This is a genomic window from Hallerella sp., assembly GCF_022776125.1.
GTDB classification, from domain to species: Bacteria; Fibrobacterota; Fibrobacteria; order Fibrobacterales; family Fibrobacteraceae; genus Hallerella; species Hallerella succinigenes.
Genome location: NZ_JALFIA010000084.1, coordinates 1 through 12,884, shown reverse-complemented (window position 1 = coordinate 12,884; position 12,884 = coordinate 1). Strand labels below are relative to the sequence as shown.

The following is a 12,884-nucleotide window of genomic DNA, read 5'->3' as shown; positions in this document are numbered from 1 at the left end:
GAGAACCTTACCCACGGCCTTAGCAGCACCCGTAGAAGACGGGATGATGTTTTCGAGGATGCCACGGCCACCGCGCCAGTCCTTCTTGGACGGGCCGTCAACGGTCTTCTGAGTAGCAGTTGCAGCGTGAACGGTGGTCATGAGGCCACGGACGATGCCGAACTTTTCGTCGAGAACCTTGGAGATCGGAGCGAGGCAGTTGGTGGTGCAGGAAGCGTTGGAGATGATCTTCTGGCCAGCGTAGGTCTTGTGGTTAACACCATAGACGAACATCGGAGTTGCATCCTTGGACGGAGCAGACATGATGACCTTCTTAGCACCAGCCTTGAGGTGAGCAGAAGCGAGTTCTTCAGTGAGGAAGAAGCCAGTGGATTCCACAACGACGTCTACATCGAGAGCGCCCCAAGTGATAGCGGACGGATCCTTTTCAGCGAAGATCTGGATCTTGTTGCCGTCGACGATGAGGAAGTTGCCTTCGACCTTGATGTCGTGGTTGAAAGCACCGTGGACGGAGTCATACTTCAGCATGTATGCGAGGTAGTCAGCGTCGAGGAGGTCGTTGATACCGACAACAGTAATGTCCTTGGAGAAGTTTTCCACAGCAGCGCGGAAGACCATACGGCCGATGCGACCGAAACCATTAATACCGAGTTTGAGAGCCATTTTAGGATCCTTCTTTTTTTTGTTGTGAAATTGCTAACCACTTTTTACAGTGGGGCGTTTCTAGTTCAAAAGATATAAAATTCCTTTTTTTTTGTGTAGGATAATTGGAAAAAAGGAGTGCTCAACCGGTATCCTAGGTTCCCGATGGTGGTAAGTGATTGACTTTTGGGAAGATACATTTGAAGAAAAAGGAGACCGTATAATCGTAAATTCTATATTCTAGTGTGATGAAGCATACTCTTTTTAAATCTTGCAGTCGCCTTTGTACTTCCTTATTTGGGATTTTTCTACTCGTTTCTTGCGCTGGAAGCGATATTCCCCTGAAAACGGACCCGCAGTACGGTTCTGCTCCGTCGAAGCAGTCTTCGGGAACATCGAATCGAGGCTATTCGAAAGGCGATCCGATTCAAAGTGCTGAATTTGAACCGGAGGTCTCGGCGACGGCCAAGATGCGTGAATTTAAAACGAACGGTTTTCTGTTCAAGACGCCGAGCGCCGATTGGGACCTGGTGAGCGATCCGAGCGATGAAACAGCTCCGCTCGAATTTTTTAATCCGCAGACAGGACGACGCGCCGAAATTCAGACGATTATCCTTTCGACCGGGGAATCTCCGAATGTGATGGACCGTGCCCGTGCCGAAATGCAAGGCCGGGGGCTTTCGTACCGCAAAGCGGAATATACGGCGGTATCGCCCGCGGAAGAAGTCGGCATGACCGGCGCTTTCTTTGAAACGGCGGGATCTTCGGCAGAAGCATCTCTTGCTGCAGACGGCTTTGTGGCGGCATCGGGAAATCACGTTTTCTTTTTAACGCTTTCGACAGTGGATTCCGTTTCGCCGCGTGCGGAATTCAAAAAGGAATGGCGGGAATTCTTTGCGGGCTTTTCCCTTTCGGAAGAGCTCAAGAAAACTTCGAAGGAACAGGAAATTTCGAAGGACGTGGTGACGGATTATGAGTCTTCGGCTCTTGGCTACAAGTTCCATGTGGAAGATTCTCTGTGGCATAACTGGGCGAGTGTCGCAGCGCAAAACGGCGATCCGGATCTTGTCCTTGCGAACATGAAAGAAGAAACGGCTTTTTTTGTATATGGAACGATTATCGACCCGAATGAAGTCAGCGCGCAGGATTTGTTCAAAGTGCTTTTGATCCGTTTGGGTCTTGATCCAGAAGATCCGAATTTGGATGTGGTGCGCGTTCGCGGTGGAAATGCGAACCAGTTTTCGCAGAATTTTACCTGTACCCGAGTGATCGACGGTTACGATTTTAAATATTCGGGACGTTATTTCTGGGACAACGGTCGCGGCATTCTCGTGGCGGGCTGGGCTCAGGGAATTCTTTATAAAAAGTATGCGAAGGTTTTGGAACGTGCAATCGACGGTGTGACCCTTCTCGAAAAGCCGAAGACTGTGACCGATGAAAAGGTTCTGCGTTTCCAGGCGGCGGTCGTGAACCAGGTGGGCCTTTTGCGCCTTGCGGAAAATCAGCCGCTTGTCGCGCTTTCGTACTTTGAAAAGGCGAACAAGATGGATCCGTTGGAACCGCTGTATTTGATCAACTGCGGATTTATCTATCAGATGAAGGAACTGTATGGACCGGGTGTGAATCATTTCTTGAGTGAAATGGATTTGGTGCGTAAGAGCGGGCGCCTGCTTTCGATCCTCGGTGAAATGTATGAAGAGATGATGGATTTTGGCGAAGCACGCAAGTATGCAGAAATGGCTTTGCGTTATACGCCGAACCATCCGGAATATGTAATCAATCTTTCAGATGCGCTTTGGGGGCTCGGTCAGCGCACGCAGTCCTTGGTGGTGGTGCAGAACCTGTACGACAAGCAGCCGTCTTCGCGTTTGGGCGTTTATCTTGCGAAAACTTATATGGGTATGGACCGTTATGCGGAAGCGGTGGAGGTGCTTTACACGACCAAAAAACGGTTCGGGATGACGGTGGACTTGGGACTCACTTTGATGGATGCGTTGGTGTTCCTCGGTCGTTATCCGGAAGCGCTTGCGGTGAGCGAAGAAGTTTTGCCGCTCGGCTCTTCGGATTATCGCGTGTGGACAATGCGCGGTAAGGTACAGTTCTATTCCCGCAATTATGTGCAGGCAGAAAAATCCTTGTCGCATGCCCTTGTGATGCACCCGGATGATGAAGATATCAAGAGCTTCCTTTCGGCGGCAAAGGCGTTCCTCGGCAAGGCGGATAACCGGACGCTCCAAAAGAAGATCGATCCGGTGGAAATGCGACCGATTGCGCTCGCGGCCTTGGTGAACAAGGATTTTGCGGTCAAGGCGAAAAAGGACGGCTTCCCGGCGGTGGTGCATTATTCCCGCGAAGCGCTGCGTGCCGACAAGAACAAAGCTTGGACGCGAACGCAACAAAAGCTTGTGGAAATTCTCGACATGCGCGGCGTGGGCCTTTATTCGGAACTGGCGTTCGACTTTTTGCCGGGCTATGACCGCATTTTTGTGAATGCGCTCGAAATCTACGATTCGACGATGACGCTCAAGGCGAAAATGTCGCTCAAGGGCGCCTACATTACCTATGCGACAGAACTGGGCCTTGATAATGAAATGCAGACGGCGCATTTTCCACTCGAAAAGCTTGCTCCGGGCGATTTTGTGTATGTGCAAATTTCCCGTACGAGCCTTGCGAATTACGGCGTGATTCCTTTTGTGAGCTTTGAAGCTTCCGAAGAAGTGCCTGTGCAAAAGAATTCGTTTAAAATCTATGCGGATACGTCTCGCTTTGTGACGGAAGAATATGGACCGCTTTCGAGCAAGCCGGAAGCGGATGGCGAAGAGTGGTCGATTGAAGATCCTGTCGTAATCCGTCGTGAACCTTACATGCCTGTGTATCGTGACTACGGTGCAGGATTCCAGCTGACCGGAAAGCGGACGTGGCAGGATGTCGGACGTGAATATGAAAACCTGATTCGCCATCAGTTCAAAAATGCGATTCCGGTGCGTGAAAAGGCTTTTGAAGTCAAGGGAAATCGCTTGGGCAAGGAAGCGGTTCTTGCGGAAGTGCGCTATGTGCGTGAAAACATCCGCTACCGCGATGTGCGCTTTGGTGGACACTCCTTGATTCCGCAGGTTGCGGAAACGACGCTCCGCGAACGCCGTGGCGATTGCAAGGATCAGAGCCTTCTTTTAAAGGAAATGCTGAATGCGATCGGCGTTCCAAGTAAGCTCGTCGCGATTCATTTAACGGATCCGGGTTTTGAAACGCTTCCGTCTATTCAGCAGTTTAACCACATGATGCTCTATATTCCGAAGGGTGAAAATTATCCGGAGATGTGGGTGGATCCGTCCGATAAGGGCGGTAACGATCGTCCGGTTCCTCTTGATATGGAAGGAAAAGTCGCCTTGGTTATCGACGGCGATTCGAGCCATGTGGCGATTACGCCGGTTCTTGAAGACGCAAAGGAACATCAGGTGTTCCTCGGTCACCGCTTGCACATTGCTGCGGATGGTACTGCGGAATTCCGCGATTCCTTGAGCATGACGGGCAAGTTTGCAAGCACGCTTCGCAATCAGCTTTACGGTCGTGATGCGAAGGAAACGGAACGCTTGATTGCGGACCTATTGGCACAAGGCGTTCCGGATGTTTCTATTTCTCGCGTTCGTGCGGAAAACGTAACGGATTTTGATAAGCCTTTGAAGCTTGTGATTACATTCTCTTCCAAGAATTACTTCGGCAAGAGTTCTGACGGCAGCAAGGGCCGCTTCCCGAATATTTGGGAACGTGCGATTATGTACTTGCCGAAGGTTCGCACGCGTCATTTGCCGATTCGCATGCCGCACGAGACGGAATTTGAAAGCGTCTTGGAAGTGACCGCCGACAGTGGAAATGTGACGGTCGCCGATGCGCCGAACTTGGGCCGTGAAACGGAATACGTGAACTTTGAAAAGGTCAAGAACGGTTACAAGTGGATGACTTACGCCATTTACGCAGACCCCTCGGAATATGAACGGATCCGTGAAGAATGGAACTACCTTTTGAATGCGACTTCGCCGGAGATTACGGTAAAGTAAAAAGCTTCTAGACAGATTCCGAGAACTTAAAGACATCAAAAAGACCCGCAGATGCGGGCCTTTTTTGAAAGCTTGGAAACCGCTTTTATGCGCTAACCTTTGCAGCCTTTGCCGAACGCTTCTTCAAAACGACTGCGACAGCAATCGAACAGACGAAGACGATGCAGGCGACAAGGCCAAGCATAAGCGATCCGCGGACGGCATCGGACTTGTATTCGAGGCGAACCGTCGAAGTTCCTTGAGGCACGGCGACAGCGCGGAGCGTTCCGAATGCCTTGTAAACCTTGGCCGGCTTTCCGTTGACGGTCGCCTTCCAGTAGCGGTGGAAGTTACCCGAAGAAAGCAGGAAGGCAGGCTTATCGGAAGAAACCTGGTAGGTGATGTCATCCATCTTCGGCTTTGCGGTGATTTTCGCATTGCCGTTCACGGAAGCGGACTGCGTAAAGCTTTCGGACGGTTTTTCGGAAAGGATGAGCGTTTTCTTGTAATCGAAGCCTTCGCGGAGAGCCTTGACCGCCTGGGAATCGCTCATGACGACGTAGTGACCGTAAAGATGTCCGTCACTATGGTGATTTTTGAACGGAATGTATTGGGTTCCGGCGCGGGTGTCGAAGATTACATCCCCAATATTCATCAGATCGAGGAAAGCATTTTCCGCCTGACCCTGCGCGACCTGGTTGATGTTGTACATGTAATTTTCGTTGCCCTGACCGCCACGGAAAAGACGGTAACTCGCCAGTTCGTTGTCGTGGAAACCGTCTGCGTTTCGCATGCCGTAAAGCGGGAAAGCGTTACCGCTCAAAGCCTCGCTGCGGGACAGCGAAAGGACGCGTGGGCGGTTCAGCGAATCCGGGTGTTCTGCGTGGATGCTCTGTACGATCGGATTCTTTGGCTGCACGTATTTGTTGTAATCCTCATTCTGAATGAAGGCTCCGTTGATCGTGTAAAGTTCAATCGCAGCCACCACTCCGACGATAGCCGCTTTTTTCAGACCGTCGAGCTTGGAACTCAAAACGAAGAAGACGGTGACAGTCGCGATGAGCGTGAGGACAAAGCTCGGAATGATCGTTGCGGCGGTGAAGTTCATCACGGTTTCGTTCAAAGCCTTGAAGTAGCCCGAAGTCACCGGGTCCGAAAGAAGGTTCTGGTTCGAAAGAAAGAAGCATCCTGTGAGCAGGAAAGGTGCAAAGATAGCACCGATTTCAAGCTTGGAAGAACCTTGGAATTTAAGCTTAAACGCATTGGCAAATTCCTGAACCTGAAATGGAACATTGCGGTCCAAAATGTTCAAAACGGCGATAAAGGCTAAGCCGTAAACGATCGAAATCGAAAATCCCGGAATGCCGAGCACCGAAGTCCACGCAAAACGGGACGCGCAAACGATTGCAAGAAGAACGATAAACATCACAAAGCCCGCCTTGAGAGCTCGGCGGTTGGCTGCATTCTTGAGGGAAGTCACTACTGGGGCTGCCATCATCGTCATAAGCAGCGGGAGCCAGAACATAGCCATGCTCGGAGCGCGGAAGCTCTTCATGCCTGGAATAATCGTAAACCAAAGCTTAAAGAGCGGGGAATGAACCCCCATCGCATAGGAAAGTGCGACCGCTGCACCGACAAACCAGAAGGCGGCCGCGCGGCGGCTTTTGCGCACAAAAAGTCCAAGGAAGGCGAGGAACGTGAGAACGATACCGGCGCTGTCGTGGTTCAACTTGAACGGATTATGCCCCCAGTAGAACGGCGAACTTTGGATGTGCGCCTTTTGCATATCGGCGTAGGGAATGCTGATGAGCGAGCTGCCCGAAAGCTCAAGGCCCGCAGCACCTTGCTTCTGTTCGTAAACGTCTGCGCCGATAAAGCCCGGAATGAGCATGCCGGCGAGTTCTTCCTGGTGCATAGACCAGCTACTCGCGTGGCCGTAGTTCGTCTTTTCGCCCGTGCCGCGGACCGATTCCGTGGTCGTGTAAAGGTACGGCGGAATGATCTGGAAGGCGGAAATTCCAAGCGCAATAGTCAATGCTCCGGCGGTTACACCCAGGCGCAGCGAACGGGTCTTCCAACTGGCCGAAAGAGCGAACATTTCAAAAAGCGCATAAAAGCCTGCACCCCAGAGGAACAGGTAGGTGAGCTGTAAGTGCGAACCGAGAATCATCCAGACGACGGAAAGCACAAAGATCGCAAAGTAGCCGATACTGCCCTCTCGAATAATCTTGCGGATAGCGAGAATCGCGAGAGGCGCGACGGCAAAGACCATCATCTTACCGTCGTGACCGCCATAGACGTAGCTAAAGTACTGCGGCGAGAAGGCGTACAAAAATCCGAACAGGGTTCCCCAGGCAAGGCTCCCCGTTAAAGACTTTGCAAGGGCGAGCGCTGAAAGGAAGGCGACCCAGACGATGAGAATAAACTTGAAGCCCACGGCCCGGGCCGGGTCCATCAAAAATTCCACCAGCACGAGCGGATGGTAAGCGTCGCCGAACAAGGCGTCGATTGTCGGAACGCCGCCGAGGCGGCTGTCGTCCCATTCCGAAAGCACAAGGCTTTGGGCGCGGACCACTTTACTGCCAATACCGTTTAACTGGTCGGAATTCAACATCAGCGTATTCGAATCAAAAACGAATGCGCGGAAAACAAAGAGAAGAAGAATGAAGAAGGCGATGCCGATACCGGCATAGGCTCCGAATTTTTTCAGTGTATCTTTTTGCATATTTCGCAAGGTAAAAAAAACACCGCATCTTGTGAGGTGCGGTGTTGCAAATGATTTAATGAAACTGCTTTAATCGGCTGCATTTTCATCGAGTGCGCGGGACTGGATAATGTGGTAAATCGAGAATAGAGAAAGCAAGAATACCACAACAATGCCCAAAACTTTGATGATTTTTCCCATAGATGACTCCTTGATTACATGTTCAATTTACTAAATAAATGCCAAAAAAGAAAGCGATCTATCCGATTTTTTTCACGATAATGCAGATAGCGGGGAGCTTTTTCTCTTCGGAAATTTCGCTTTGGATGATTTCCGTTTCTACGATTTCACAGGGTTGGTTCTGCAAAAGGAAGCGGATGCGTTCTTCGCTGAAACCGAGCCAGAGGTGCCCGTGGGTTTCGCGGAGCTCTTCTTCGTGATGTTCGGCGAGGTCGAGCAGAGCAAGAGTGGCGCCCGGTTTTAAGAGTCGGATGGCTTCGGCCAAGGCTTCCTGAGGGCTCGGGGCGTGATGCAGAACCTGGCTCATCAAAACGAGGTCTGCACATCCCGTTGGCAGGGGAATCTTTCGCATGTCGGCGCAAAGAGCTTTGATATTTGAAAATCCGCGGTTTCGGGCCATTTCGTTCACGCCTTTGACGCTCGATTCGCTGATGTCGATCGCGGTCACCTTTTTGCAACGTCCGGCAAGCATAAAGCTCAGATCGCCGCCTTCGCCGCATCCGATGTCGATTGCATGGTCGAATTGGACCATCAAATGGGCAAAAAGCGAAATCTGGGCGCGGAGGCTTCCACCGGCTTCGGAAAGCTTGTGGAATTTGGCCGAGTAATTGTTGCGACGTGAAACCAGGAGTTCTTCGACCTTGCTTTCGACAACAGCCAAGTCGGGAAGCTGTTCCCAAGCCTTGGAAATCATATCGTAAAGTCTACTGCTCATGTAAAGGTCGTCCGAAAGACCGTAAAAAGCCTTTGTCCCTTCGCGGCGGTCCTTCAAAAGTCCGCAGGCGGAAAGCTTGGACAAATGGCGGCTGGCATTCGACTGGTGAATGTCGAGAACTTCCTTGAGTTCGTTCACCGTAAATTCCGAATGCGAGAGGATCATCAGAATCTTGAGACGCGTTTCGTCGGAAATCGCGTTGAAAAGATCCAGGTTCGGCTTGAGCGGCTCCAGATTTTCGTTTTTCTCTTGCATAAAATAAAATTTATCTTTTTTACAATGAAGTTTAATGCTTGTATGCTCTTTTTTGCATGGATTTTGTCTGCGGCACTAGGGACGAAAGCCATGGCGGAAGAGTCTCCCTATGCGCTGTCGTGGACAGTAGACGCTCCGATTCTCACATTGGGCGTTGCCACTTATGTGCTTTCGCAGTACACGTATTCGCAAATGGAGCCGCGGTCGGGAGAGCCTTCCAAGGATGAACTCTTGCCGTGGGACAGGCCTTTTGCGGGAACGTACCATCCTAGCTTTGATTATCTCAGCGATTGGAGCCTTTATGCGCTCATCGCTTTTCCGCTCGGATTTGAATCGGTGGAACTCGCCTTGGGTAATTCTTCGACGCGTGAAGCGATGACCTTCTTTTTGACCGCCGCCGAAATCACCTTGTGGCAGAGCAGTTTGAATTTGATCGTGCGCAGCATGCGCCTTTGGGGACGTCCGGAAATTTACCGTTCCAAGGCGGACAGAAGCCGTGGAGAGTCCTGGGGATCGTTTTATTCCGGGCATACGGGCACCGCGTTTTCGGTTGCGGTTTTTAGCAGTCTTTGGTTTATGGAAAAGTATCCGAATTCCGCATATGTGCCGCTTGTTTGGGGTGGAACCTTGGTCGCTGCAACGGCTGTCGGTGTGATGCGGATTGCGGCGGGTAAGCATTTTCCGACGGATGTTATCGTGGGAGCCTTGGTGGGGTCGGCTTCGAGTTTTCTGGTTTTGAAATTGCATGAATCTTCCCGTGTGAAAGTGGCTGCGTCTCCGGGGTACTTTGGGGTGGTGATGCATTTTTGATTGTTTCCGAGGGACTGGTCCTTTAGCCAAAAGTCGCATTACGTGGAACGGGACGATTTTGTGCGCTTTAGGGGCATGTATGTGTGCTGTGGAGCGGACTTGTAAGGGTGTGAAACTGCAGAATGGCCGTTCTGCGTTCTGGATTTAGCTATATTTGAATCATGCCTGAAACTTTTGATTTTCCTTATGTTCCGAACCGTTTTTCTCCGGTTCGTAGAGAAACTGTCCAAGTCCGTGTAGGTGATGCCCTAATCGGTGGAGGAGCTCCGATTCTTGTCCAATCGATGACGACGACAAAGCCAAAGGATATCGATAAAACCGTTCAAGAAACACTTGCCCTTGCGAATGCGGGCTGCGAACTCGTTCGCATTACAGCTCCGACATTTGCCGATGCACAGGCATTGAAGGAAGTGATGCAGAAAATCCGTGCGGCAGGATGCAATGTTCCTGTTTCCGCCGACATCCATTTTCAGCCGAAGGCCGCCTTCGAAGCCTTGAAGTGGGTCGAAAAGGTGCGCATTAATCCGGGTAACTTTGTGGATACCGGTATTGCGACTCTCGACAAGCAGGCTGATAAAGATTTTGAAGAAGGCCGTGAAAAGGTTTTCGAAGCCTTTACGCCGTTTGTGCAGGAAGCTCGCCGTTTGGGCCGCGCTATCCGCATCGGTGTGAACCACGGTTCTCTTGGCGCCCGTATGCTTTACCGCTACGGCGATACCGTCGAAGGGATGGTCGAAAGCGCTATCGAATATCTCGCGGTTTGCGAAGCGGAACACTTTGACCAGGTTGTCGTGAGCCTCAAGTCTTCGACTCCTCGCGTTGCGATCAGCGCTTACCGCATGCTCGCCGCAAGACTCAAGCAGGAAGGCTTTAAGCAGTATCCGTTCCACGTCGGTGTGACGGAAGCGGGTGCGGGCGAAGACGGACGTCTTAAGTCCTCGGTTGGTATTGGTGCCCTTTTGATCGACGGCCTCGCGGACACGATTCGCGTTTCCCTGACGGAAGATCCGGTGGCAGAAGTCCCGGTGGCTCAGCAACTCATTCACGTTTGCGAAATTCCGCAGGAAGAACTCCATTACCAGGTTCCGGAATGGAAAAAGGATCCGTACCATTACGAACGTCGTGAATCAACGGTGACGAGTTTCTCCGGTGTCAAATTGGGCGGCAAGGAAATGGTTCGCGTGGGCGAAGCTGTAAGTGCGGTCAGCATCAGTGGTAAGCCGCGTACTCCGGAATTCGCCTTTACGGGCCTCGATTCCCAGGGGATCGTCGTCTTCAAGGATATGTTCGATATCAACGCCTTTGCTGCGGGCTGCATGGAAGTTCCGGCAGGCTCTCTCGTGACGTACACGGGCGATAATCTCGCCTATGGAACGCGCGCTCTCGTTTCTGCGATGGAAGCGAAGAACGCAAAGAACCCGATTCTTCTGTACAAGAAGATCGACGGTTCGGAGGATCAAAAGCTCAAGACCGCAGCGGATTTCGGCAGTCTTCTTTCGGACGGTATCGGAGACGCCATGGTGATTGAAGATCCGGCAGACCAGATGTCTGCAGTCGCCCTCGCGTTCGACATTCTACAGGCTGCAGGTGTCCGTCGCAGCAAAACGGAATTCATCAGCTGCCCGAGCTGTGGCCGTACATTGTACAACATCCAGCAGGTGCTAGGAAAAATCCAAGCTCGCTTGGGTAAGCTTCAGAATGTCTCGATTGCCGTCATGGGCTGTATCGTGAACGGAACAGGCGAAATGGCTGACGCGGACTTCGGTTACGTCGGCGGCGCTCCGGGATTCATCAACCTTTTCGAAGGCAAGACTTGCGTCAAGCGCAACGTGCCGGAAGACAAGGCTCTGGACGAACTCGAAGAACTCATCCGTTCTCGCGGCAAGTACAACGAGGGCTAAAAAGTTTTATTTAACGAACCTTCATAAAAAGGAACTCACAATGCGTAAGATTAAAACTCTGAACAACATTTCGAAGAAAGGCCTCGACCTTTTTAGTGACAAGTACGAAGTTTCTGATTCCGTGGAATCCCCGGAAGCGATTCTCGTCCGCAGTGCACAGGTCGATACGGATTCTTTTGAAGGTCTGTTGGCTGTTGCACGTGCCGGCGCTGGTGTGAACAACATCACGATCGACAAGGCTAGCGCGAAGGGTGTTTGCGTGTTCAACACGCCGGGTGCTAATGCAAATGCTGTTGCAGAACTCGTGATGACCGTGCTCGGCATGGCTGTTCGTCACGTTTCCGAAGCAGAAGCTTGGGTCAAGTCTCTCGACCCGAACGATCCGGCTCTCGAAAAGACGATCGAAAAGGGCAAGAAGATGTTCTCCGGTACCGAACTCGCCGGCAAGACCCTCGGCGTCGTCGGCCTCGGCAAGATCGGTGTTCTCGTTTCCAACTATGCTCGTTGGAAGAACATGAAGGTTGTCGCTTATGATCCGTATCCGAGCGCTGCGAACATGCACAAGCTTTCGAACGTCGTGACTGTTGTGAAGACGATTGACGAAGTGATTTCCCAGGCGGATTACCTCACCGTGCACGTTCCGTTCATCAAGGGCGTGACTGAAAACATGTTGAACGAAAAGAACCTCGCGGCATTCAAGGGCTCTTTGATTCTCAACTTTGCACGCGGTGGCATCGTGAACATGGAAACCGTTTACAAGATGCTCGACGAAGGCAAGCTCGCTGGCTACCTCACCGACTTCGCCGATGCTCGTTCCTTGAAGCACGAAAAGATTTCCATCTTCCCGCACCTCGGTGCTTCGACAGAAGAAGCGGAAGAAAACTGCGCAGTCATGGCTGTGGAAGAATTGAAGGACTACCTTGAATTCGGCGTTGTCCGTAACTCTGTGAACTTCCCGCCGCTCGACAGCTATCCGCACGCAGAAGTGAAGAGCCGTGTCGTGGTGATCAACCAGGATGTTCCGAACATGATCGCAGAAATCACGAAGGTCTTCGGTGCAGCAAACATCAACATCGCAAGCTTCAGCAACAAGTCTAACGGCAAGATCGGTTACAACCTGATCGACGTCGAAACGGCTGTGGATGATTCCATCATCGACGCTTTGACGAAGCTCGAAAAGGTGATCCGCGTTCGCGTCATCCACTTCTAAGCTTTGCCTTCAAAGGTTAGCATCTAGCATCGAAAACGCCCGGCTAAAAAGCCGGGCGTTTTCGATTTGGGGAGGAGGGAATTACTGTGTCCTGACTGCATCGTTGCAAGCGTTTACGGCGCCTGCGTATTCGTCGGCGTACTGGACGCCTTTTTCTTTGCAAACGGCGTTCGAAGGGTATTCTGGGCTTGCTCATGGCTCGAATCCTTGCTTGAATCATCGGCATTGCTTGCTGAAGAAGAATTGCTGCAGGCGACACTTGCTTTTGAATTGTGAGGATGAACAATTGCGGGGAAGTATTCTGAATTTAAAACAAGAAACCCTCTCGTTGAAGAGAGGGTTTCTAGCGGGACGGACGAGGCTTGAACTCGCA

8 protein-coding genes are annotated in these 12,884 nt (G+C 51.5%); 4 read left to right on the top strand and 4 right to left on the bottom strand.

The window, feature by feature from the left end; all coding sequences use genetic code 11:
* The coding region (locus MR847_RS10145) for a type I glyceraldehyde-3-phosphate dehydrogenase (protein ID WP_287723679.1) at nt 1-663 on the bottom strand (663 nt) is incomplete at its 3' end.
* 227 nt (nt 664-890) lie between these two features.
* On the opposite strand from MR847_RS10145, the gene MR847_RS10140 reads away from it, so the two are divergent.
* Nucleotides 891-4,697 carry a transglutaminase domain-containing protein gene (locus MR847_RS10140; RefSeq protein ID WP_287723678.1) on the top strand — a complete coding sequence of 1,269 codons (3,807 nt, stop codon included), beginning with the start codon at nt 891-893 and terminating at the stop codon, nt 4,695-4,697.
* An 85-nt stretch (nt 4,698-4,782) separates the two neighbouring features.
* On the opposite strand, the gene MR847_RS10135 is transcribed toward MR847_RS10140, so the two are convergent.
* Together MR847_RS10135 and MR847_RS10130 are read right to left on the bottom strand one after the other, a co-directional pair.
* Nucleotides 4,783-7,401 (bottom strand): glycosyltransferase family protein, encoded by a 2,619-nt coding sequence (locus tag MR847_RS10135; RefSeq protein WP_287723677.1) that lies wholly within the window; start codon nt 7,399-7,401, stop codon nt 4,783-4,785.
* A gap of 238 nt (nt 7,402-7,639) precedes the next feature.
* Nucleotides 7,640-8,590, bottom strand: coding sequence for an ArsR/SmtB family transcription factor (locus MR847_RS10130; RefSeq protein ID WP_287723676.1), 951 nt, complete (start codon nt 8,588-8,590; stop codon nt 7,640-7,642).
* A gap of 90 nt (nt 8,591-8,680) precedes the next feature.
* Between MR847_RS10130 and MR847_RS10125 the strand changes: the two genes are divergently transcribed.
* The 3 genes from MR847_RS10125 (at nt 8,681) to MR847_RS10115 (ending at nt 12,511) form a co-directional block, all read left to right on the top strand.
* Nucleotides 8,681-9,400, top strand: coding sequence for a phosphatase PAP2 family protein (locus tag MR847_RS10125; protein WP_287723675.1), 720 nt, complete (start codon nt 8,681-8,683; stop codon nt 9,398-9,400).
* Nucleotides 9,401-9,561: 161 nt separating this feature from the next.
* Nucleotides 9,562-11,301, top strand: a complete 1,740-nt coding sequence (ispG, locus tag MR847_RS10120) for a (E)-4-hydroxy-3-methylbut-2-enyl-diphosphate synthase (protein ID WP_100424539.1) — start codon at nt 9,562-9,564, stop codon at nt 11,299-11,301.
* A gap of 40 nt (nt 11,302-11,341) precedes the next feature.
* The gene (locus MR847_RS10115; RefSeq protein ID WP_100424538.1) at nt 11,342-12,511 is read left to right on the top strand and encodes a phosphoglycerate dehydrogenase; all 1,170 of its coding nucleotides are present in this window, start codon (nt 11,342-11,344) and stop codon (nt 12,509-12,511) included.
* 113 nt (nt 12,512-12,624) lie between these two features.
* Here MR847_RS10115 and MR847_RS10110 read toward each other — a convergent pair.
* Nucleotides 12,625-12,884: hypothetical protein (locus MR847_RS10110; protein WP_287723674.1), on the bottom strand; the 260-nt coding region annotated here is incomplete at its 5' end.